At 45.7% G+C, this 23,205-nt stretch carries 19 protein-coding genes and 2 tRNA genes; 1 reads left to right on the forward strand and 20 read right to left on the reverse strand.

What is annotated here, in order from left to right; all coding sequences use genetic code 11:
* Positions 1-6: 6 nt before the first annotated feature.
* The 9 genes from deoA to pnp all read right to left on the reverse strand — a co-directional run bounded on the left by deoA (position 7) and on the right by pnp (position 11,250).
* Positions 7-1,338, reverse strand: coding sequence for a thymidine phosphorylase (gene deoA, locus IEY09_RS05770; protein ID WP_047535367.1), 1,332 nt, complete (start codon positions 1,336-1,338; stop codon positions 7-9).
* Positions 1,339-1,522: 184 nt separating this feature from the next.
* Positions 1,523-2,293 carry a deoxyribose-phosphate aldolase gene (gene deoC / locus IEY09_RS05775; RefSeq protein ID WP_011625501.1) on the reverse strand — a complete coding sequence of 257 codons (771 nt, stop codon included), beginning with the start codon at positions 2,291-2,293 and terminating at the stop codon, positions 1,523-1,525.
* A gap of 411 nt (positions 2,294-2,704) precedes the next feature.
* A complete protein-coding gene (locus IEY09_RS05780; protein WP_188870228.1) occupies positions 2,705-3,565 on the reverse strand; it encodes a nucleoside-specific channel-forming Tsx family protein in 861 nt (286 codons plus the stop codon).
* Positions 3,566-3,913: 348 nt separating this feature from the next.
* Positions 3,914-5,173 carry a NupC/NupG family nucleoside CNT transporter gene (locus IEY09_RS05785; protein ID WP_037415347.1) on the reverse strand — a complete coding sequence of 420 codons (1,260 nt, stop codon included), beginning with the start codon at positions 5,171-5,173 and terminating at the stop codon, positions 3,914-3,916.
* A gap of 176 nt (positions 5,174-5,349) precedes the next feature.
* Complete coding sequence (locus IEY09_RS05790) at positions 5,350-6,114, reverse strand: TatD family hydrolase (RefSeq protein WP_188870299.1); 765 nt, start codon at positions 6,112-6,114, stop codon at positions 5,350-5,352.
* A 10-nt stretch (positions 6,115-6,124) separates the two neighbouring features.
* Positions 6,125-6,307: a DUF5363 family protein gene (locus tag IEY09_RS20350; protein ID WP_308219524.1), complete on the reverse strand. Its 183-nt coding sequence runs from the start codon at positions 6,305-6,307 to the stop codon at positions 6,125-6,127.
* Between the two features lie 69 nt (positions 6,308-6,376).
* Entirely contained in the window at positions 6,377-7,957 is a 1,581-nt protein-coding gene (prfC, locus tag IEY09_RS05795; RefSeq protein WP_037415348.1) for a peptide chain release factor 3, read from the reverse strand.
* A 99-nt stretch (positions 7,958-8,056) separates the two neighbouring features.
* Positions 8,057-8,959, reverse strand: coding sequence for a lipoprotein NlpI (gene nlpI / locus IEY09_RS05800; protein ID WP_188870230.1), 903 nt, complete (start codon positions 8,957-8,959; stop codon positions 8,057-8,059).
* A 191-nt stretch (positions 8,960-9,150) separates the two neighbouring features.
* Positions 9,151-11,250, reverse strand: coding sequence for a polyribonucleotide nucleotidyltransferase (pnp, locus tag IEY09_RS05805; protein WP_037415351.1), 2,100 nt, complete (start codon positions 11,248-11,250; stop codon positions 9,151-9,153).
* A gap of 195 nt (positions 11,251-11,445) precedes the next feature.
* Between pnp and IEY09_RS05810 the strand changes: the two genes are divergently transcribed.
* Positions 11,446-13,500, forward strand: coding sequence for a putative bifunctional diguanylate cyclase/phosphodiesterase (locus IEY09_RS05810; RefSeq protein ID WP_047535359.1), 2,055 nt, complete (start codon positions 11,446-11,448; stop codon positions 13,498-13,500).
* 86 nt (positions 13,501-13,586) lie between these two features.
* Here IEY09_RS05810 and rpsO read toward each other — a convergent pair whose 3' ends face one another.
* From rpsO to glmM, 11 genes are all read right to left on the reverse strand, one after another.
* On the reverse strand, positions 13,587-13,856 hold the full coding sequence (gene rpsO, locus IEY09_RS05815; RefSeq protein ID WP_037415266.1) for a 30S ribosomal protein S15: 270 nt from the start codon (positions 13,854-13,856) through the stop codon (positions 13,587-13,589).
* Positions 13,857-13,981: 125 nt separating this feature from the next.
* Positions 13,982-14,935, reverse strand: coding sequence for a tRNA pseudouridine(55) synthase TruB (gene truB, locus IEY09_RS05820; protein ID WP_037429691.1), 954 nt, complete (start codon positions 14,933-14,935; stop codon positions 13,982-13,984).
* Entirely contained in the window at positions 14,935-15,378 is a 444-nt protein-coding gene (gene rbfA, locus IEY09_RS05825; protein WP_037415260.1) for a 30S ribosome-binding factor RbfA, read from the reverse strand. Before rbfA ends, truB begins: the two co-directional genes overlap by 1 nt.
* A 66-nt stretch (positions 15,379-15,444) precedes the next feature.
* Positions 15,445-18,102: a translation initiation factor IF-2 gene (gene infB, locus IEY09_RS05830; protein ID WP_037415258.1), complete on the reverse strand. Its 2,658-nt coding sequence runs from the start codon at positions 18,100-18,102 to the stop codon at positions 15,445-15,447.
* A gap of 25 nt (positions 18,103-18,127) precedes the next feature.
* Positions 18,128-19,627: a transcription termination factor NusA gene (nusA, locus tag IEY09_RS05835; RefSeq protein ID WP_037415246.1), complete on the reverse strand. Its 1,500-nt coding sequence runs from the start codon at positions 19,625-19,627 to the stop codon at positions 18,128-18,130.
* Positions 19,628-19,656: 29 nt separating this feature from the next.
* Complete coding sequence (gene rimP, locus IEY09_RS05840) at positions 19,657-20,112, reverse strand: ribosome maturation factor RimP (protein ID WP_099456845.1); 456 nt, start codon at positions 20,110-20,112, stop codon at positions 19,657-19,659.
* A gap of 168 nt (positions 20,113-20,280) precedes the next feature.
* Positions 20,281-20,357, reverse strand: a tRNA-Met gene (locus tag IEY09_RS05845).
* Between the two features lie 83 nt (positions 20,358-20,440).
* Positions 20,441-20,527, reverse strand: a tRNA-Leu gene (locus IEY09_RS05850).
* A gap of 11 nt (positions 20,528-20,538) precedes the next feature.
* Entirely contained in the window at positions 20,539-20,871 is a 333-nt protein-coding gene (gene secG, locus IEY09_RS05855) for a preprotein translocase subunit SecG (protein ID WP_011716140.1), read from the reverse strand.
* 1 nt (position 20,872) lies between these two features.
* Positions 20,873-21,655, reverse strand: coding sequence for a triose-phosphate isomerase (gene tpiA / locus IEY09_RS05860; RefSeq protein WP_011071430.1), 783 nt, complete (start codon positions 21,653-21,655; stop codon positions 20,873-20,875).
* Between the two features lie 193 nt (positions 21,656-21,848).
* The gene (glmM, locus tag IEY09_RS05865) at positions 21,849-23,186 is read right to left on the reverse strand and encodes a phosphoglucosamine mutase (RefSeq protein WP_188870232.1); all 1,338 of its coding nucleotides are present in this window, start codon (positions 23,184-23,186) and stop codon (positions 21,849-21,851) included.
* Positions 23,187-23,205: the final 19 nt, after the last annotated feature.

Here is a 23,205-nt window from a genome sequence, read left to right on the forward strand (position 1 = left end):
TCTTCCTTAAAGATCCGAAGCTCGAATATAAGCATAGATCTCAGGTGTTTTTTCTGGAGCGACTTCATCGATATGAATCGCTTTTTTCACCGCTTCTTCTGCCTGCGCAAAGGCTTCTTCAGATTGCGCGTGGATCACAGCAATCGGCGTAGAAGCATCAATTTTATCGCCAAGGGCACAGACTTGCGTCAAACCAACACTGTAGTCGAGTGCATCACCAGGTTTGCGACGACCACCACCTAAGGTAACCACGGCTAAACCGAGTTCGCGGGTATCCATGCTGTAGGCATAACCTTGGGTATCCGCAAAGACAGGGCGAATAATTTGCGATTGCGGTAAGTACTTACTGTAGTTTTCGACAAAATCGACGGGGCCACCGAGGCCTGAAACCATCTTGCCAAAGATCTCGGCAGCACGGCCATTATCGAGTACACGGTTTAACTTGGCACGGGCATCCGCTTCATCAGTCGCTAAGCCACCAAGGAGTAACATCTCGGCGCAAAGACCCATAGTCACAGCGTACAGACGAGGATTACGGTAAGCACCGGTTAAGAAGTCGATGGCTTCTTTCACTTCAACCGCATTACCCGCACATGAGGCTAATACTTGGTTCATGTCGGTGAGTAAGGCCGTCGTTTTAGTACCTGCGCCATTGGCTACCGCTGCAATGCTGCGAGCAAGCTCTTCAGAGGCTTCGTAAGTTGGCATAAATGCGCCGCTACCGACTTTAACGTCCATCGCCAATGCATCGAGACTACAAGCTAATTTCTTAGAGAGAATAGAGGCGGTAATGAGGGAGATGGATTCGACGGTCGCAGTGTTGTCACGGATGGAGTAGAAACGTTTATCGGCGGGGACCAGATCGCCAGTTTGGCCAATAATCGCCACACCAACGTCTTTAACCACTTTGCGGAACAATTCACTCGAAGGTTCGGTTTGATAACCGGGAATAGCGTCGAACTTATCGAGCGTACCGCCTGTATGTCCGAGTCCGCGACCCGAAATCATCGGCACATAACCACCGCAGGCAGCAGCCATGGGACCGAGCATAAGACTAATCACATCACCGACACCACCTGTACTGTGTTTATCGATGACTGGGCCATTAAGACCAAGTGATTGCCAATTGAGTACAGTGCCAGAATCGCGCATTGCCGTAGTCAAAGCGATTCTTTCATCCATATTCATGTCATTAAAATACACTGCCATGCCTAATGCGGCGATCTGACCTTCCGACACTGCATTAGTGGTTATGCCCTTAACGAAGAACTGGATCTCTTCGGCACTTAAGGCTAACCCATTGCGTTTCTTACGTATAATTTCTTGAGCTAGAAACATGATACTGCCTCCAAGCTAAATACTAATACAACATATCCGTTATTTAGCTTTGCAATGAAACATCAAAACTGTAGCAATATTACAATTACATGCTATCGAAGTTTTGATGTTTCCAACTAGATTTAGGTCACACTTAATTAGTTTCGATATACGATTTTGGTATTAATCGAGATGCAATGTTCGATTAATAGCCTTGAGTCGGCTTAGGCGCATCGGCTAATTCTAACGTGTGTAACAAGCTATTGAGTAAGCTTGAAGCACCAAATCTAAAGGTACGTGGAGAGACCCAATCCGCACCAAGAATACGCTCAGCCACACCTAAAAACTCTGCAGCTTGAGCAGCATCACGTACGCCGCCAGCAGGCTTAAAGCCTACTTTGGTGTTCTTCTCACTGATCACAGTCAGCATGATTTCAGCCGCTTCAAGGGTTGCGTTGACAGGCACTTTACCGGTAGACGTCTTAATAAAATCAGCTCCGGCATCGATAGACAGTTCAGAGGCGCGGCGAATAAGCGCAGGATCGGCTAATACACCCGATTCAATGATGACTTTCAGCAATACTTCGCCACAGGCTTCTTTACAGGCTTTGACTAACTCATAGCCGACTGTTTCGTTGCCTTCCATCAGCGCGCGGTATGGAAATACCACATCCACTTCATCGGCGCCATAGGCAACCGCTGCACGGGTTTCTAATACCGCAATAGCGATATCGTCGTTACCGTGTGGGAAGTTGGTTACTGTCGCGATTTGAATGTCTTCGGCGCCCAATTCATCGAGGGTCTTACGTGCGATAGGAATGAAGCGAGGATAGATACAGATGGCAGCAGTATTACCCGCTGGCGTCACAGCTTTGTGACACAGGTCGATCACCTTCTGATCGGTATCGTCATCATTTAAGGTGGTTAAATCCATAAGTTCGATGGCGCGTTGTGCTGCTTTTTTTAAATCAGTCATAATAGCTCTCCAAAAGAAAAAACAAATAAATAGAAATCAGTCGCTTATAAGCAACGCTTAGAGGTGGCATTATTTTGATTATTTTTATATGGCCGGGCCTTCAGGCGATGCCGAGTAATTTGTGTAGGGCAAATTACATATTTATTAGGTATTCAATCTTGCCTATACATAACTAGGCATCCTGACACTTAAATTGACTATAAGTGATCACGACTTGAATCCTTGAAGACCGGAAGAGAGGAGACGAATAATATCTTGTTCCTACTTTTCCGCGAAAAATCCGTTTTAGCGCGAGAAAAACACAAACCTTTATATAAACGCACTGCTCAAATTATAAATGGGTTTAGATAAAGATTCATGACACATAAAAGATGGAGCCGCCATCGCGGCTCCAACAAGTCTTACAAGCAATTAGAACTTGTAAGTTGCAGTGAAGTAGTGAGCGAAACCTTTAGTTTCTAAACCAAATGTTCCTTCATCCTTCAGCAAATAAACATCGCTATAGGCTTTCAGGCCATAACCAAGAGCATAGTTATCAGAATGCCAGTGCAGACCAAAGTATGCTGCACCACCGTGTGAGGTGAATGTAGTATTGATAAATTGACCATTATCGTCATACGCATTCACTTCGTCAGCACCGAATTGGTAATCAACATAACCCTGGAATGAAATAAAGCTCTTATTGTCAAAGAAATAGAAAGGCTTAAACCAGTTCATAGAGAATTGGTAACCATTCCAATCTTTAGCATTAATATCATAAGTAGCATACAGGTTCATGCCAGTCTTACCTAGCCAAGGCACCATAACATCAGCACCAACACCCCAAAATGACATATTTACGTCACCTGAGCCATCTTTATTAAATGCACCACCGCCCCAGTTAAACAGAGTAGAGAAGTAAACTTCTTGTACTGGGCCGAAAGATAAATCTTTGCCAGTAATAGCATCTAAAGAGAAACGTGGCGCAAACTTCATAAACATCTTGCTGTCGCCGCCAGTTTTATCGCCTGAGCTACTGTTAGCTAAATTGAAGACGTCTACATAACCATATAAATCAACGATGCCTTTACGACCACCAAATTCCATTTCTAAGTAATCATGGCCGCCATCATCAGCATCACCACGTGGCAATTCATTAACAGCATACATAGCATTAAACTGCATCCACTTGTAATCAGTGGCATAAATATCAGAACGGTCTGCAGCAAATGCGTTACCAGAGATTGCAGCTACTGCTGTAGCGGCTAAAGCTAAAGTTTTAACGTTTTTCATCATCAACCCCATTATTTTGGTTGCTACCGTCTAGGGTAGCGTTCTTTTTGTGGCGCTCGCATTTTACCTCGATTAAAAAAAATCTCAATAATCTTGCGTAAAATCACGAACACAAAATTCTTAATTGTGAACAAAGTCGCGACTTATTGTTTACGACTAATTAACTTAACCGTACGTCACGACCGTAAGACAGCATCACAGCTAAAGTTTAGTTGTAATCTGACCTATACAATCGGAGAAACTATTCACTACAGGAATCACTACTGGAAAATGGTTGAATTAACTTAGGTCCTGCCCTGCATGGTCAGGACCTAGTTAGTGGGGAATCTCTCCCCAACGTTTCTGTGCTTAGATAGCTAAGAACAGACCCGCAATTGTTGCACTCATTAAGTTAGCTAACGAGCCTGCGATAACCGCACGAATACCCATTTTAGCTAAATCGTGACGACGGTTAGGAGCCATAGCACCTAAACCACCCAGCAGAATTGCGATAGAAGACAAGTTCGCAAAACCACACAGTGCAAACGAAACAATCGCTTTGGTTCTGTCGGTCATAGCTAAACCAGTTTCAGCCACAACCATACCGCCATCAGCGATGTCTTTTAAGTATGGAGCAAAGTTCAGGTAAGCTACGAATTCGTTAACAATGATCTTTTGACCAATGAAAGAACCAGCAACTAATGCTTCATTCCAAGGCACACCGATAAGGAATGCTAAAGGCATGAACACATAGCCAAGGATCAGTTCCAGTGTTAAACCTTCAACACCAAACCAACCACCTACACCACCGATGATGCCGTTGATCATAGCGATCAAGCCAACGAAGGCTAACAGCATTGCACCTACGTTCAGCGCTAAATGCATACCAGATGAAGCACCCGCAGCAGCAGCGTCTAATACGTTAGCTGGCTTATCAGGATCTTCTGGTAATTCATCCATGTCGTTTTTAGCAACTTCAGTTTCTGGATGCATCAGTTTAGCCATTAATAGACCACCTGGTGCCGCCATGAATGACGCAGCAACTAAGTACTCAATAGGCACGCCCATTTGCGCGTAACCAGCCAATACTGAACCTGCGATAGAAGCTAAACCACCCACCATGATCGCAAACAGTTCTGATTGAGTCATGGTAGGAATGAATGGACGAACAACTAACGGCGCTTCAGTTTGACCAACGAAGATGTTAGCAGTCGCAGACATAGATTCAGTACGGCTTGTGCCTAATGCTTTTTGCAGACCACCACCGATGATACGGATGATCCACTGCATTACGCCTAAATAGTACAGAACGGCGATTAGAGAAGAGAAGAACACAATAACTGGCAACACGTTTACCGCGAAGATAAAGCCAAGTTTGAAGTTAGCTAAATCACCGAACAGGAAACCGATACCATTTTGTGCATAACCGATAACGCTAGATACGGCGTCAGATACACCTTTCAGGATATCTTTACCGACAGGAACGTACAGTACAAAACCACCGAAGGCGGCTTGGATGGCTAATGCCCCACCCACAGTACGCAAGTTAATTGCTTTTTTGTTATTCGATAGGAGGAAACCTATCGCAAGTAGGACGACCACCCCTACTAAGCTCATCAATATATTCATTAACCATCACCCTATTGTTAACACTTTTTAATTATGTTGTTAATCAACCTATTTCCGAGTCAGATTATACCCGAGAGAAAGTCGAAAATCGTCGTTTTGATCAAAATTTTGGAGTTTAATTTCAATCGCTTAGAGCAAAATGCTATTGCGACATACACCTGTTTAACCAAAAACAACTAAAGGTCAAACAGTTGCATTGCATTCGACACCAAGTGTTCTGATATTAGAACACTAGATTTTTTTTGCAAAGTTGCAATTTTGTCTATAAAAAGTACAGCGTTAGCGGGTTGATTGCGTTTTTCGGTAACATTTAGCGGAGTCATAGCAGGAGAATCAGTCTCAAGTAGGAAACTTTCTAAGGGCAATTCACTGACAGTTTTGAGCAGTTTTTTCGCATTCGGATTCATCACTAAACCACCAATGCCTAGTTTAAAACCTAACTTAGTGTATTCGAGTGCAATATCAGGACTGCCAGAAAAGGCGTGTATTACGCCCGCTTTTGGGAGTTTATGGTGCTTTAAATGGAATAGCACCTCTTGATGTGCCTTTACCGCATGGACGATAACGGGCAAATTCTGCTCATAAGCAAGCGACAACTGAGCGTCAAAAAATGCTAACTGGTTGCTCCAATTGTCAGCATAAAGTTTGTCTAACCCACACTCACCAATGGCAACAAATCGGGGACATTCTCGTAACTGAGCAACCTGTAATGTTAATTCTGTGATGGCCTTATCAACATCTCCCGGGCAAAACCAAGGGTGGATCCCTAAGGCAAAATAACACTGGTATTGCTCAGCAATGGCCAATTGTTTAGTCCAGTGTTGTGGTGAGACTCCTGGGATAATCAGATTATCGATGCCCGCATGATGCATACGCTGTATGACTTGATCGCGGTCACTATCAAACTCGACAAAATCGAGGTGCGCGTGAGTATCTAGCATCATCAATCTGTCACTCCGTTTTTGTGTCTCCATTCGATGATTGCGCTTTTATTCGACAATCAGCTTTAGTTCGAATTAGTGGCGGATCTTCTAATCTTGGCATGCAACAACGACGATTCTCGGGCGTGAGTCCCATCTTGTCACACCAACGGATATAAGCCTGCCACGCCCGAGTTATCCAACTTATCATCAATCACCCCACAAATTTTAGATACAAAAAAGGCGGTGAATCACCGCCTTTAACCCTAGAGTCACTTACCTGTTAGTGTTCGCGCGTTTTAGCGAACTCGATATCAGGGTATCTTTCCATTGAAAGATTTAAGTTAACCATAGTTGGCGCAATGTAAGTTAAGTTATCACCACCGTCGAGCGCCAAGTTTTGGCTACACTTACGGCGGAACTCTTCTAGCTTACGCTCATCTTTACAATAAACCCAGCGCGCAGTTGAAACGCTAATACCTTCGTAAATCGCCTCAACGTTGTACTCGCTCTTTAAGCGGCCTACAACCACTTCAAACTGGAGTACACCCACGGCACCGACGATCAAGTCATTGGTATCTAAGGGACGAAACACCTGCACAGCCCCTTCTTCAGATAGCTGAACTAAGCCCTTAAGTAATTGCTTTTGCTTGAGCGGATCGCGCAGACGAATACGGCGGAACATTTCAGGCGCAAAGTTAGGTACACCGGTAAAGCGGAACTTTTCACCTTGAGTGAACGTATCGCCGATACGAATGGTTCCGTGGTTATGTAAACCAATAATATCACCAGGATACGCCACTTCAGCGCGCTCACGGTCGCCCGCCATAAAGGTCAACGCATCGCTGACGTTAACATCTTTGCCGATGCGTACATGGTGCATCTTCATACCTTGCTCATAGCGACCAGAGCAAACACGCATAAAGGCAACGCGGTCACGGTGTTTAGGATCCATGTTTGCTTGAATTTTAAACACAAAACCGGTGAATTTTTCTTCGTCAGGCATGATCATCCGCACATCGCTTTCACGAGGTAGCGGTTTAGGCGCCCACTCCACAATACCATCGAGGATATGATCAACACCGAAGTTACCTAATGCGGTACCGAAGAACACTGGTGTAAGCTCCCCCTTTAAGAAGGCTTGATGATCAAACTCGTTTGATGCTCCGCGAACCAGTTCCATTTCATCACGCAGATCAGCGGCATAACTGCCAATCGCTTTATCCAGATCAGGGTTATCGATACCTTCAATCACACGGCGCTCTTGAATCGTGTGTCCCAAACCGCTTTGGTATAGCACCACTTCATCGCGCAGAATATGGTAAACACCCTTAAATTCTTTACCGCTGCCAATAGGCCAAGTAATAGGCGCACAGGCGATATTAAGTACGTTCTCGACCTCATCCATCAGTTCGATAGGATCGCGAATATCACGGTCGAGTTTGTTCATAAAAGTCACGATAGGTGTATCGCGCAGACGGGTCACTTCCATCAATTTGATGGTACGATCTTCAACACCCTTTGCCGAGTCGATAACCATCAAGCAAGAGTCGACCGCCGTTAAGGTGCGGTAAGTATCTTCCGAGAAGTCTTCGTGGCCGGGGGTGTCGAGTAGGTTAACGAGCGCGCCACCATAGGGAAACTGCATGACAGACGTTGTAATCGAAATACCACGGTCTTTTTCCATTTCCATCCAGTCAGACTTAGCGTGCTGACCCGACTTTTTGCCCTTAACGGTACCCGCTTTCTGCAGCGCGTTTCCGAATAACAGCACTTTTTCGGTAATGGTGGTTTTACCCGCGTCGGGGTGCGATATAATCGCGAAGGTGCGACGTTTATCGACCTCTACTTTATTGTCTGACATTTAACCTATGCACTCGTATCGCTAAAAAAGGCGCAAATTATAGCGCCTCAGTGCGTGCTTGGCTAGGCAAAGCCCAAGATGAGCCTCAGGCGATAAGACTTATTTTGTGCCTTCGAGCAACCCTTTGACCTTTGCCAGCTCAATTCGCGCGTATCTGTGCTCAACAAAGTCATAAATATTAGTCGCAAGAGCGAGGCGGAAATAATTTGCAGCCTCTTGATATTGCTTATTGGCAATGGCCATTTTGGCAAGATAGAAATAAGCTTCACATAAACGTTCAGCATATTCTTTAGGATGAGTGAGGCCTAACTTGGCATCGGCAAATACCTGTTCACGACTCTTAACGCTCAAATAATAATCAACAATCACGGTTGACCATGCATCCGCTTCAAGCCCCTTACGGTGTTCCTGTAGCTGGCGTTTAGCCTCAACGGCATCATCCTTTGATTGGATCAAATACAACCATAATGCTCGGTAACCATCTTTATTATCGGCAGCATAGAAGGATTGCATATCTTTTAAGGCAAGATCGTTACGGTCACCATAATAAAGCGCGATACCACGATTCAAGTAGGCATAATCATAGTTTGGCGATAACTCTAATACACCATCAAACGCCTCATAGGCACTATCGTATTCCCCCTCTTGGGTATAATAAATACCAAGGAAATTATAGGCATCGGCTAAGTCTGGTTGCAATTTTAGCGCTTGCATAAAATCGATGCGCGCCATTAAACGCAAGCCCACGCTGTCGTAAATTACCCCACGATCATAATGGAAACGAGCGCGCTGCTCGTTGGTCAATTCAACAGCTGATAAAATCTCATTGAGCTTAGCAAGGGTCACCTCGACTTTATAATCAGTCATCACCGGGGCGATAACCAATTTACCTTCAACGTCATTTTGGTTGTCTAAGGGGGATTGAGTGGTCGCACATCCAGCCAACATCAAGCTGGCACCCGCCAGCACAGCAACAACAGCGGTTCTAATTTTAAGACTCATCCATTTCTACCTTTTTAGATTCCCAACTCACGCAGAAGAATGTTCATGATAGCAATCCCACAACTGGACTGCTATTGAGGAATAGCATTAAACACAACTTTATTAAACCCAAACAAACAAAAAGGAGATCAATTGATCTCCTTTTAGTCACGTCACGTCGAAACTGACACCGATAATGTCTGTTTAGACCATTATTCAGCAGCTGGCTCTTTAGTCTGTGCTTCTTTGATTGACAGTCTTACACGGCCTTGACGATCCACTTCCATCACTTTAACGGTGACTTCTTGGTTAAGTTCAAGGTGGTCAGAGACGTTAGCAACACGCTCATCGCTGATTTGCGAAATGTGCACTAAACCATCTTTACCTGGCAGAATGTTAACGAAGGCACCGAAGTCAACGATACGGATAACTTTACCGTTGTAGATACGACCCACTTCAACTTCTGAAGTGATTTCTTCGATACGACGGATAGCTTCTTTGGTGGCTTCACCATTAGAAGAAGCAATTCTTACTGTACCGTCATCTTCAAGCTCGATAGTCGTGCCAGTTTCTTCGGTCAGTGCACGAATTACCGCGCCACCTTTACCGATAACATCACGGATCTTCTCAGGGTTGATCTTGATAGTTGTGATACGTGGAGCATGGTCAGAGATATCATCACGGTGCGAACCAATCGCTTGATCCATCACGTTTAGGATATGTACACGTGCGCCATAGGCTTGTTGCAGTGCAATTTCCATGATTTCTTTGGTAATACCTTCGATCTTGATATCCATCTGCAGTGCAGTCACACCGTCACGGGTACCGGCTACTTTGAAGTCCATATCACCTAAGTGGTCTTCATCACCTAAGATGTCAGACAGAACCACAAAGTCATCGCCTTCTTTCACTAGACCCATAGCGATACCCGCTACAGAAGTCTTGATAGGTACACCCGCATCCATCAGCGCAAGAGACGTACCACAGACTGATGCCATAGAGCTTGAACCGTTAGATTCAGTGATTTCAGAAACCACACGTACACTGTATGGGAACTCTTCAGCAGAAGGCATTACTGCGTTGATACCGCGCCATGCTAACTTGCCGTGGCCGATTTCACGACGCTTAGGTGAACCCACCATACCTGTCTCACCAACAGAATAAGGAGGGAAGTTGTAGTGCAGCATGAAGCGGCTAGTGCGCTCGCCCATAATGCTATCAATCTTCTGTGCGTCACGCTCAGTACCTAAAGTACAAGTCACCAGCGCTTGGGTTTCGCCACGGGTAAACAGTGCACTACCGTGGGTACGTGGTAATACGCCTGCCAATACGCTTAATGCGCGAATCATATCTGGCTCACGACCATCGATACGCGGCTCACCACGGATGATGCGACCACGAACTACTTTCTTCTCTAAACTACCGAGCAGACCATCAACTTCACGTAAATCAATATTAGGATTGCTTGCTAATAACGCTTCTTTCGTTGCAGCTTTAACAACAGCAACTTGAGCATAACGATCTTGCTTTACTTGGATTTTATACGCATCGCCTAAACCCGCTTCAGCAAGCGCTTTGATTTGAGCAACCAGCGTTTCATCTTGTACTGGAGCAGTCCAATTCCAAGCTGGTTTACCGGCTTCTGCTTTGAATTCAGCAATCGCTTTGATAACCACTTGTTGTTGGTCGTGACCATAAACCACTGAGCCTAACATCACTTCTTCTGGTAAGGCTTGAGCTTCTGACTCAACCATCAATACCGCGCTCTCAGTACCTGCAACAACCAAGTTTAGTTGGCTGCTTTCTAACTGAGTCACTGTTGGGTTCAGTACGTATTCGCCATTGATGTAACCCACACGCGCCGCACCTAATGGACCGCTGAATGGAATACCCGAAATGGCAAGCGCCGCCGAAGTACCGATCATCGAAATAATATCCGGCTCGATTTGTGGATCGACAGATACCACAGTGATGATAACTTGAACTTCGTTGGTGAAACCATTGGGGAAAAGAGGACGAATTGGACGGTCGATCAGGCGAGCGATTAATGTCTCATCTTCTGAAGGACGGCCTTCACGCTTAAAGAAACCACCAGGAATTTTACCCGCTGCGTAGCTCTTTTCTTGATAGTTAACAGTCAGAGGAAAGAAGTCACGGCCTGCTTCAGCTTCTTTTTTACCTACAACAGTGACTAACACTGTCGTGTCACCCATACTCGCTAACACGGCTGCATCAGCTTGACGCGCTATAACGCCTGTTTCCAGGGTGACTGTATGTTGACCATACTCAAAACTCTTTACAATTGGATTCACGTGACCCATTCCTTAATTAATGACCTTGAATTACGCGCGTAAGTATACTGCAATTATGAACCATAGATAAAGAGCAGATAATGATGACAAACTGCTATCTTTTCACTAAAGTGGTTAAATCAACAAAGAGTTATGCTCTACAGTGATATAGGCAATCCCCTCTGGTGAAAAATAACAATTAAAAGGAAGATCTGAATGACGGGTCGTTTTAAATCCCTAACTTGGAAACAGACTAACCTCGTCGTTTTTACTGCGTTATTTTTTGCTATCGCTATTTTTATTGTTGAAATTGCTCTTGTGGTGGTATCCACCAAACATCAACTCACGACCACTCAACAGGAATTACTCGATTCGGTAGAACAACCCTCTGCTAATGCCGTTTGGGCACTGGATGATAATCTCGCAAGACAAACCTTAGAAGGTGCAATAAAAGTTGAGCATGTAGGCTCAGCAGTCATCGAACTCGATGATGGTTCCATGTTTGTGTCTGTGAGTAATAATCAGAAAACCAGCTCACAAACTTTTATAAGCCTCAGTAATAAACTGTTTGATGATCTTAAAGAAATTTCACGCCCACTGTATCGTCCCTTCTATTTTGAAGGCACTCAAAAACAACAGCTTATTGGCACATTGACCATTTTCTATGACACCCAGGAACTGACTAATACCCTCTTTAGCCAACTCAGGTTTAGTTTTTTTGCAACCTTAGCCCGTGCGCTTTTGCTCACCTTGGTATTATCTGTCGTCTTCCACCGCTTCTTAACCCAGCCGATAGCCCGGATAAGTGAAGCAATCGATAAAATCGCACCCGATTCGCCCGACGAAAACCTCTTGCCCATGTCCAATGCCCATAAGGATGATGAATTGGGACTGGTAACGTCGAAATTTAATCAGATCTTAATTCAATTTAGTCAAACTCAGTCAAAACTTCGAAAAATGGCAACACGAGATCCACTCACCGGATTGCCTAATCGTACTTTACTGCTCGAAACAATTGCCGTCACAATCCAGCGCTCTAGAGTACACAAACGTAGCTTTGCCCTGATGTTTATCGACCTAGATCGCTTTAAAAATATTAATGACTCCCTAGGACACGCCCTTGGCGATCAATTCCTCGCCCGTATCGCTCGCATCCTCGAACGTGTAGTGGGTGATAAAGGCACTGTATCTCGCCTAGGCGGTGATGAATTCGTTATTTTAGCTGACTCAGTCCACTCTCCAGACCAAGCTGCTGACTTTGTCGATAAACTCTTAGTGCAACTTAATGTCCCCATCCAATTGAATGAACACGCGATTCACCCTGCGGCTTCTATCGGAATATCTATCTACCCTGAGGATGGAAATAGCGCCGAAGATCTTATCCGCCATGCCGATATTGCGATGTACAGTGCAAAAGCAGCAGGTTCTAATCAATGGGCTTTCTTCAAACAGCAAATGACAGAACGAGCTGCGGTTAGACTTCGGACAGAGGCATCACTACATGATGCATTGAAAAATAATGAATTTCTGCTCTACTTCCAGCCTAAGCTTGATCTGCAAACAGGTAAAATTACCGGTTGTGAAGCCTTAATTCGTTGGCAAAAAGATGGCCGCTTAATTAGTCCCATGTCCTTTATTCCGGTGGCAGAAGAAACCGGCATTATTATCCCTATCGGTCGTTGGGTGATAGAGCAGAGTTGCCGAGTACTGCGGGAGTGGCAGAAGAAATATAACTATGCCATTCCCATCGCAATTAACGTCGCCTCACAACAATTTGCCGACGCAAGCTTAGTCTCTGATATCAAACAAATGGCGCTACGATACCAAATTCAACCAGAGTTATTAGAAATAGAGATTACTGAAACCTCATTAATGAATGATATAGAACTTGCTATCAACAAATTAGAGCAACTTAAATCGGCAGGATTTGGTATCGCGGTAGATGATTTTGGTACTGGTTATTCCTCCCTCTCTTACTTACGCCATCTGCCAATCACCACTATGAAAATTGACCGCTGCTTTGTTTCCGATCTTCCCAAGGATAGTGCAATTGCATCAACAATCTTGATGTTAGGTAAGCAATTAAACCTAACTATTGTGGCTGAAGGGATTGAGAACGAGCTGCAACTCGATTGGCTTAAGAGTAATGAGTGCCAGATAGGTCAAGGCTTTTACTTTAGCCAACCTTTACCACAGGCTGAGTTTGAGACGCTATATATTGCCAGTCAAACTGCAACCATTAGTAATATTGATGGATTACGTGGTGCCTAATGTACTGAGGATATAGTTCAACATACTGAATTTTAGGCAATAAAAAAGGAGGCTAAGCCTCCTTTTTTACGTTAATCGACGAGAGATTAACGACGTAAACCTAACTTTTGGATTAGCTCATTGTAACGTGTAGCTTCGGTACGCTTCAGGTAAGCTAATAACTTACGACGAGCGCTAACCATACGTAACAGACCACGACGTGAGTGGTGATCGTGAATGTGCTCTTTGAAGTGATCTTGCAAATGGTTGATTTGAGCAGTTAACAGCGCAACTTGAACTTCAGTTGAACCAGTGTCGTTTGCGCCACGGCCAAATTCAGCCAGGATTTTTGCTTTCGCTTCAGTACTTAGTGACATGTGTCTCTCCAAATATAAAATGTGAATCCCTAGCCGATCACTAACTCAGCCAGAGGGCGCGCTATTCTACCCATAATCTTTGGCATGCGCAATAAAAGCGGTGGAATAATATCCGAGCAAATCCATTAAGATGCTTTAGGTTCATCGTGAATAACGACTAAACGCTTCGGGGCCAGTAAGCCATCATCATTCATCTCACCGATACCAACAAAACGACGTGCAGTCCCTAAGGTAATCCGTACCAGCTTATTTGCTTCTAAGTTCGCGACTCGCACCGCTTGACCTTGCATTAAGTAAGCTGCACTCGCATCAGGGACATTGACCTCAGGAAAATCGGCAACCGCCGTATCCATAGGTAACAGTAACGAATCCAACAAACTGCTTGGATCAAGTTGTTGTTCCTGTGCTTTAGCGACTAAGGCTTCAAGCTGCTCAAGAGTGACCATTTTATCGTAGGGATAATGTGCAACTTGAGTACGGCGCAGCATGATCACATGGGCACCACAACCGAGCATTTCGCCTAAATCGTCAATGATAGTGCGAATATAAGTGCCCTTAGAGCAATGAATGTCTAAGGTTAGCTCATCGCCTTCTAGACCGATGAAGTTCAGTTCAAAGACAGTGATTGGACGCGCCTCACGCGGCACTTCAATCCCCTCACGGGCATACTTATACAAGGGTTGGCCTTGATATTTGAGCGCTGAATACATGGATGGCACTTGCAAAGTATCGCCACGGAAATGCGCTAAGGCGGACATTAACTGCGCCTCTGTAAACTCGAGCGGGCGTGTTTGTACGACTTCGCCGTCTGAGTCGCTGGTATCGGTACGTTGCCCTAGTTTTGCAGTGACCAAATAACGCTTATCCGAATCGAGCAAATGCTGGGAAAACTTAGTCGCTTCACCTAAACAGATTGGCAGCATGCCCGTCGCCAGTGGATCGAGCGCCCCCGTATGCCCTGCTTTGTTGGCATTAAAAAAGCGCTTTACTCGCTGTAATGCAAAGTTGGAACTCATGCCAGTGGCCTTGTCCAACAATACAATACCGTCAATAAAGCGGCCCTTTGAACGTCTTGCCATTACGCTTTACCTTCGGTGTCATCGCTCTCGTCAATGTCATTATCAACAACATCATCTTCAACGCTGCCAAACTGTTGTTGTTTGGCTTTATCGCTGTTGATGACTTGGCTGACGAGATTAGACATACGCATGCCTTCAACCAATGAGCTGTCGTAAACAAAGCGAATTTCTGGCATCACGCGCAATTTCATGCGGCCTGCCACTAAGGTGCGAATATAAGGAGCGGCAGCAATCAGCGCGTTCAGCTTTTCTTGCACAACCTCTTTGTCTTCTTCAAAGAAGGTGACAAAGACTTTGGCGTAACTTAAATCGCGAGAAACATCAACGTCATTGACGGTCACAAAACCAATACGGGGATCTTTCATGTCGCGTTGTAGGACAACAGCCAGCTCTTGCTGTAACTGCTGGCCTATACGACGTGTACGACTGAATTCTTTTGCCATAATAGAGTTACCATAATAGCTAATGTCATTAAATTGAAAGGGCGGCTAATGCCGCCCTCTTTATCGTTACAGTGTACGTGCCACTTCGACGGTTTCGAATACTTCGATTTGGTCACCCACGCGGACATCGTTGTAGTTCTTAACACCGATACCACATTCCATGCCATTGCGAACTTCGTTAACGTCATCTTTAAAGCGACGTAATGATTCGAGTTCACCTTCGAAGATCACCACGTTATCACGCAGAACGCGAATTGGTGCGCTACGCTTGATGGTGCCTTCAGTCACCATACAACCAGCGATTGCGCCCAGTTTTGGTGATTTGAACACGTCACGAACTTCAGCCAGACCGATAATCTGTTGTTTGAACTCAGGTGACAGCATACCTGTCATCGCCGCTTTCACTTCATCAATCAGATTATAGATAACGCTGTAGTAACGTAAGTCAACACTTTCGTTTTCGATAGTCTTACGCGCTTGCGCATCGGCACGCACGTTAAAGCCAACCATAATCGCGTTAGAAGCCGCAGCTAAAGTCGCGTCGGTTTCGGTCAGTGCACCTACACCACGAGCGATGATGTTTACTTTCACTTCGTCGGTAGACAGACCCATTAAGGAGTCGGTAATAGCTTCGAGTGAACCTTGAACGTCTGCCTTCAGAACGATGTTCAGTTCTTTCACTTCGCCTTCGGTCATGTTCGCGAACATGTTTTCCAGCTTAGACTTCTGCTGACGCGCTAATTTCACATCACGGAACTTGCCTTGACGGTACAGCGCGACTTCACGGGCTTTACGCTCGTCACGCACAACGGTTGCTTCATCACCGGCTGATGGCACACCTGACAGACCTAAAATCTCAACAGGGATTGATGGGCCAGCTTCTGTGATTGAACGGCCGTTCTCGTCTTTCATCGCACGGATTTTACCGTACTCTAAACCACATAGAACGATGTCACCTTGGCGCAGTGTACCTTCTTGAACCAGAATCGTTGCTACAGGGCCGCGACCTTTATCCAGTTGAGACTCAATAACCACACCAGCAGCCATACCATCACGAACAGCTTTGAGTTCAAGTACTTCAGCTTGGAGTAAGATACCCTCAAGCAAATCATCAACGCCTTCACCCGTCTTAGCAGATACGAAGGCAAACATGTTGTCTCCGCCCCATTCTTCAGACATCACGCCGTGCTGAGACAATTCGCTCTTCACGCGGTCGATATCGGCTTCTGGCTTGTCCATCTTGTTAACTGCAACAATTAATGGCACGTTACCCGCTTTAGCATGTTGAATCGCTTCAATGGTTTGCGGCATAACACCGTCATCGGCAGCCACAACGAGTACAACGATATCCGTCGCCTTAGCACCACGAGCACGCATTGCGGTAAACGCGGCGTGACCAGGGGTATCTAAGAAAGTGATCATGCCGTTTTCGGTCTCAACATGGTATGCACCAATGTGCTGAGTAATACCACCGGCCTCACCCGCTGCCACTTTCGCGCGGCGGATATAGTCAAGGAGCGATGTTTTACCGTGGTCAACGTGGCCCATAATGGTTACAACAGGTGCACGAGGCTCAAGCTTCACGCCGCCTTCTTCGTCACGCTCAGAAAGTACTTGTTGTTCTAATTCGTTTTCACGAATAAGTACCACTTTATGACCCATTTCTTCAGCAACTAACTGGGCGGTTTCTTGATCTAACACTTGGTTGATCGTAACCATTGAGCCCATCTTCATCATTTGCTTGATGATTTCAGTCGCTTTAACTGCCATTAAGTGAGCAAGTTCAGCAACAGTCACTGTTTCACCGATACGCACATCACGGTTAACGGCTGCAACTGGCTTATTGAAGCCATGAGCCATTGATTCTGGCGCTGTGCTGCGGTTACGCATGTGTTTTTCGCGACCATCGCGAGCATCTTTACCACCACGTTTGGTTTTGGCGGTATTTTTGTTACGCGCACGGCGGCCACGTTTTTCTTCATCCATATCCGACGAATCTTCAGCAGCGCGAGCCACTTTAGAGGTAGTGATATGGTGATCGCTATAGCGCTCAGCTTCTAAACGTTGACGCTCTTCTTCGGCCCAACGCTTAGAGTTTTCTTCTGCTAACAGACGCGCTTTTTCTGCCGCTTTGGCGGCTTCTTCGTCTTGTTTACGTTTAGTCGCAGCTTCTTGTACTGCTTTTAAACGTTCAGCTTCCAAACGAGCTGCTTCAGCTTCTGGTGACATATCTTTGGCTACTTTCACTTCCGCTGCCGCTTTCGCTTTTGCTTTCGCTTCAGCTTCTGCCTTCGCTTTCGCCTCTGCTTCCACTTTAGCCTTAGCTTCGGCTTCTGCCTTCGCTTTCGCTTCAGCTTCTGCTTTGGCCTTCGCTTCGGCTTCTGCTTTGGCTTTAGCCTCTTCTTCCGCTTTAAGCACTGCGTCACTCACATCACGTTTAACAAAAGTACGGGTTTTACGCACTTCAACTTTAACGTCTTTAGATTGACCACCATTACCGGCCACACTCAGGGTCGATACGGTTTTACGTTGCAGCGTCATTTTAGTCGGCGCATTATCGGCGCCATGTTGCTTCTTCAGATAATCCAGTAACTGCTGCTTCTCAGCTTCAGACACATTATCAGTGTGGCCTTTCTTAATTCCGGCCTGAGAGAATTGCTCAATCAGACGTTCAACACTTTTACCCACTTCCGTGGCCAATTTCTCTACGGTAGTATCTGCCATCAGTTAAATCCCCCTGTTGATCGACTTATGCTTCTTCGCCAAACCAACAGATGTTGCGGGCAGCCATGATCAGCTCACCTGCTTTTTCTTCTGTCAATTCTTCAATTTCGATCAAATCATCAATGCCTTGTTCAGCCAAATCTTCTAGAGTCACGATACCTTTGCTCGCTAAAACATAGGCTAAGTGTCTTTCAACACCTTCAAGTGCTAATAACTCTTCACTTGGCTCCACACCATCTAGTGCTTCTTCGGATGCGAGCGCTCGAGTTGAGATCGCAGCCTTAGCACGTTCACGTAATGCTTCGACGAGATCCTCATCAAAGCCATCAATTGCCAATAATTCTGACACAGGTACATAAGCCACTTCTTCGAGCGAAGTAAAACCTTCATCAGCCAGTACTTGTGCAAAATCTTCATCTACATCCAGAGATTTCATGAATAAGCTCTTCACCTTAGCGCTTTCGGCTTGGTGTTTCTTGTTCATGTCTTCCACTGTCATCACGTTCAGTTCCCAGCCTGTTAACTGAGTCGCTAAACGCACGTTTTGACCATTGCGACCAATGGCCTGAGCTAAACTTTCCGCTTCAACAGCGATATCCATTGAGTGGTTGTCTTCATCAACGATGATAGAAGCCACATCAGCTGGCGCCATGGCGTTGATCACATATTGCGCTGGGTTGTCATCCCACAATACGATATCGACACGCTCACCACCGAGTTCATTCGATACCGCTTGCACACGTGCCCCACGCATACCAACGCAAGCACCAATTGGGTCGATACGACGATCGTTCGATTTCACTGCGATCTTAGCGCGAGCACCAGGGTCACGCGCCGCGCCCATTACTTCGATCAGTTCATCGGCAATTTCCGGCACTTCAACACGGAACAGCTCAATCAGCATGTCTGGCTTAGTGCGAGTTAAAAATAACTGCGCACCACGCGCTTCAGGACGAACAGAGTAAAGCAGTGCACGAACACGGTCACCAGGACGGAAAGATTCGCGTGAAATCAAGTCTTCACGGAATAATACGCCATCAGCATTGTTGCCTAAGTCCACAACTACACTTTCGCGGGTTGCTTTCTTAACGACACCAGTGATCAGCTCACCTTCTTTGTCTTGGAACTGCTCAACCACTTGCGCACGCTCAGCTTCACGTACTTTTTGTACGATCACTTGCTTAGCGGTTTGGGTAGTAATGCGATCGAACGCCACTGATTCAATTTGGTCTTCAATAAATTCACCTGGTTGAATCTCTGGATCTTCGAAACGTGCTGCTTCCAGCGTAATCTCACGGTATGGATTTTCTAACGCAACACCGTTGTCATCGATCACCATCCAACGGCGGAAAGTTTCATAAGCGCCAGTTTTACGGTCGATAGCAACACGGACGTCGATATCACCTTCGTATTTTTTCTTGGTAGCGGTAGCCAGAGCAGTCTCCAGCGCTTCAAAAATCTTCTCGCGTGGAACGGCCTTTTCATTTGAAACCGCTTCAGCGACTAGCAGAATCTCTTTATTCATTTTGTCTTGCCTCGTTCACCTTGAAACCATCAAAACTTTGCGATGATGTTGCCTTTACGGATATTATCCAAGGCGACAACCAGCTCTTTACCATTTACTTTCACCGACAGCATTTGACCGTCAACCTGAGTAATGGCGCCTTTTAAATTACGACTGCCCGCGACAGGCATAGTCAGTTGAAGCTTGACATCCTCGCCGATATAGGACGCATATTGCTCAGCAGTGAACAGCGGTCTATCTACACCAGGCGAAGAAACCTCTAAGGTATATTCAGTAGAAATAGGGTCTTCAACATCGAGCACAGCACTGACTTGGCGACTCACGTTGGCACAATCTTCGATATTGATGCCATTCTCACCATCAATGAACACGCGCAGGACTGAATGGTTACCCGCTTGAACATATTCAATGCCCCAAAGTTGGAAACCGAGTGCTTCCACAGGCACTTTGAGCATCTCTGCCAGTCTGGATTCTAATGTTGCCAAATTTGACCCCCGAAAAAACAAAAAAGGGCTTAATAGCCCTAGTAAAACGCCGTAAACAATACGACAAATTTAAAAGTCCCAGACAACAAAAAACCCCGTAATGACGAGGTTATTAGCTTCAAGAACCTGTAAACCATAATGAATTAAACAACATTCATTACTAGGAGCTGGTTGCGGGGGCCGGATTTGAACCGACGACCTTCGGGTTATGAGCCCGACGAGCTACCAAGCTGCTCCACCCCGCGTCAACTGTGTGCAAGTATATTGACTATCGTCTTTGCTTGCAATAACTAAGTCAGTTCTTGTTTGGACTTACTTAGTTTAATTATGGTGCCGAGAGCGGGACTTGAACCCGCACGTCCGTTAGGACACAGCCACCTCAAGGCTGCGCGTCTACCAATTTCACCACCTCGGCGACACCTTTTACTAGTCAGGAATTTTGGTTTCTGACTTTTCGGTTGCTTGATCAACTGGCTGGGTAACCTGTTCATCAGCACCTAAATTTTTCCATGCATCTTCATTTTTTGCGTGGTTTGCACTTAAGTTGCCGATCAGCAGACTTAACGTGAAAAACGCAATGGCAAGAATCGCCGTTGTGCGTGTCAGGAAGTTACCTGAACCGCTTGAACCGAATAAGGTACCTGATGCACCGGCGCCAAAAGAGGCACCCATATCAGCTCCTTTACCTTGCTGGATTAAGATTAGGCCAATTAAACCTAATGCAACCAACAAGTAAACAACCACTAAAACTTCATACATATTATGCGCTCATCGCTATGGTACACAGACTTAAAAACTCGGTAGAGTTTAAACTGGCACCGCCAATCAGTCCACCATCAACATCAGGTTGGGCAAATAAATCTGCCGCATTACTCGGTGTCACACTGCCACCGTACAAAATCCTGATATTTTCTCCGATAAACGGAGACACTTCAGAGAGACGCTTGCGTATAAACGCATGTACTTCTTGTGCCTGCTCTGGTGTCGCACTCTTACCAGTCCCTACAGCCCATAATGGCTCGTAAGCGATAATGGCGTTATCAAAAGCCATAGTGCCATTTTTCTGGATCACTATGTCCAACTCTTCTGCAATCACCTCAAAGGTACGTCTTGCTTCACGTGCTGGACCTGATTCACCCACACATAAGATGGGGGTTAAACCGTGCTTTTGTGCAGCGGCAAATTTCTCCGCTACGATATTACTCGTCTCTCCGTACATACGGCGACGTTCTGAATGCCCGATAATCACATATCGGCATCCGCAATCTTTAAGCATCTGACCCGAAACTTCTCCGGTATAAGCGCCAAAGTCATGTTGACTTAAATTTTGAGCGCCCATCCTAACAAGTGAACCGTCTAACGCTTCCTTGTTTGCTTCTAGCAGTTGCCTTACGCTTTCTAGATAGATAGAAGGCGGGCATAAAACCACTTCAGCTGAATCATTTTGGAGCTTTGAGGCAAACTTCTTGAACAACTCTTGGGCTAACGCCGCACTGCCGTTCATCTTCCAATTGCCAGCTACCATAGGACGTCTGAGTGCCATCACTGTCTCCTCTGAAAGCGGCGTGAATAATAGCGAACCACTTATTAAGTTACAATAGCTAAATTCGAAATTTTTCAGATATTAGGTTGGAATGCTTACTTTTTACACGCCAAACCCTATTCCTGCTCATTAATGCAGCTAACACCTTCATTTTTAATCGGTATCAGCTGCACTCGACTAAAGATTGGTTTGATTAGCTCGCCGATTTTACCGCATCTGCAATCAAATTAGCGTGCGCTAACACAGCATTGTGATCATCACCTTCAACCATCACGCGAATTAACGGTTCAGTACCTGATTTGCGTAGCAATACGCGACCTCGAGCGCCCAGTTGTGATTCAACCTGAGCTTGAGCAGCTTTAACTTTATCTGAGCTTAATGGATCATGTTCGCCTTCAAAACGCACATTCACCAACACCTGTGGCAACATTTCCATTGGCGCAGTTAACTGCTCTAAGGTTGCATTTTGACGACGCATGGCCGCCAGCACCAAAATACCAGCAACAATACCATCACCGGTCGTGCCATGGTCGAGGTTAAGAATATGCCCCGAGTTTTCACCGCCGATACGCCAATCGAGTTCTTTGAGTAACTCCATCACATAACGGTCGCCCACTTTAGAGCGAGCAAAGGGAATATCCAACGCCTGAAGTGCTAAATCGAGGCCAAGGTTAGACATTAACGTCCCAACCACACCTCCGCGTAACACACCACGAGTCTTGGCATCACAGGCAAGGATATAAAGAATTTGATCGCCATCGATCACCTCACCTTTGCTATTGACCATCATAATTCGGTCACCATCGCCATCGAGCGCAATCCCTAAATCGGCACTTTCGGCCAAAACAGTTTCGCAAATCTTCGCCATGGACGTTGCGCCGACTTTGTCATTGATATTGACTCCGTTTGGTTTATCACCAATGGCAATCACTTCGGCGCCTAACTCGCGAAATACCGCTGGTGCGATGTGATAAGTTGCACCATGGGCACAATCGACGACAATTTTTAACCCTGTTAATGTGTGATCTGCAGGGAAATTACCTTTGCAGTATTCGATGTAACGACCGCGAGCATCTTCAATTCGTGACACTTTGCCCAACAGATGTGATTCAACACACTCTAAGGGCTTTTCTAATTCGGCTTCGATTTCAAGCTCAAGATTATCATCAAGCTTACTGCCATCAGTTGAGAAAAACTTAATGCCGTTATCATAGTAAGGGTTGTGGGAAGCACTAATTACCACACCTGCTTCGGCGCGAAAAGTACGAGTCAAATAAGCCACCGCTGGCGTTGGCATGGGCCCCATCAGCATCACATTCAAACCCGCTGCCGAAAGGCCCGCCTCTAAAGCTGATTCAAACATATACCCCGAGATACGGGTATCTTTACCAATAATCACTTTCTTAGTGCCGCTACGGGATAACACCCGTCCAGCAGCCCAACCCAACTTTAATGCCAGCTCGGGTGTCATCTGGCCTGAACCTACCTTGCCACGAATACCATCGGTTCCAAAAAATTTACGTTCGCTCATATCGCCCCACAAACTTCAA

Origin of the sequence: Shewanella xiamenensis, from assembly GCF_014647135.1 — a bacterium.
Lineage (GTDB): Bacteria > Pseudomonadota > Gammaproteobacteria > Enterobacterales > Shewanellaceae > Shewanella > Shewanella xiamenensis.

Excerpts from the sequence above, each read along its gene's own strand:
- deoA (WP_047535367.1), bottom strand. The coding sequence starts at position 1,338 with ATGTTTCTAGCTCAAGAAATTATACGTAAGAAACGCAATGGGTTAGCC.
- deoC (WP_011625501.1), bottom strand. The coding sequence starts at position 2,293 with ATGACTGATTTAAAAAAAGCAGCACAACGCGCCATCGAACTTATGGAT.
- IEY09_RS05780 (WP_188870228.1), bottom strand. The coding sequence starts at position 3,565 with ATGAAAAACGTTAAAACTTTAGCTTTAGCCGCTACAGCAGTAGCTGCA.
- IEY09_RS05785 (WP_037415347.1), bottom strand. The coding sequence starts at position 5,173 with ATGAATATATTGATGAGCTTAGTAGGGGTGGTCGTCCTACTTGCGATA.
- IEY09_RS05790 (WP_188870299.1), bottom strand. The coding sequence starts at position 6,114 with ATGCTAGATACTCACGCGCACCTCGATTTTGTCGAGTTTGATAGTGAC.
- prfC (WP_037415348.1), bottom strand. The coding sequence starts at position 7,957 with ATGTCAGACAATAAAGTAGAGGTCGATAAACGTCGCACCTTCGCGATT.
- nlpI (WP_188870230.1), bottom strand. The coding sequence starts at position 8,959 with ATGAGTCTTAAAATTAGAACCGCTGTTGTTGCTGTGCTGGCGGGTGCC.
- IEY09_RS05810 (WP_047535359.1), top strand. The coding sequence starts at position 11,446 with ATGACGGGTCGTTTTAAATCCCTAACTTGGAAACAGACTAACCTCGTC.
- rpsO (WP_037415266.1), bottom strand. The coding sequence starts at position 13,856 with ATGTCACTAAGTACTGAAGCGAAAGCAAAAATCCTGGCTGAATTTGGC.
- truB (WP_037429691.1), bottom strand. The coding sequence starts at position 14,935 with ATGGCAAGACGTTCAAAGGGCCGCTTTATTGACGGTATTGTATTGTTG.
- rbfA (WP_037415260.1), bottom strand. The coding sequence starts at position 15,378 with ATGGCAAAAGAATTCAGTCGTACACGTCGTATAGGCCAGCAGTTACAG.
- infB (WP_037415258.1), bottom strand. The coding sequence starts at position 18,102 with ATGGCAGATACTACCGTAGAGAAATTGGCCACGGAAGTGGGTAAAAGT.
- nusA (WP_037415246.1), bottom strand. The coding sequence starts at position 19,627 with ATGAATAAAGAGATTCTGCTAGTCGCTGAAGCGGTTTCAAATGAAAAG.
- secG (WP_011716140.1), bottom strand. The coding sequence starts at position 20,871 with ATGTATGAAGTTTTAGTGGTTGTTTACTTGTTGGTTGCATTAGGTTTA.
- tpiA (WP_011071430.1), bottom strand. The coding sequence starts at position 21,655 with ATGGCACTCAGACGTCCTATGGTAGCTGGCAATTGGAAGATGAACGGC.
- glmM (WP_188870232.1), bottom strand. The coding sequence starts at position 23,186 with ATGAGCGAACGTAAATTTTTTGGAACCGATGGTATTCGTGGCAAGGTA.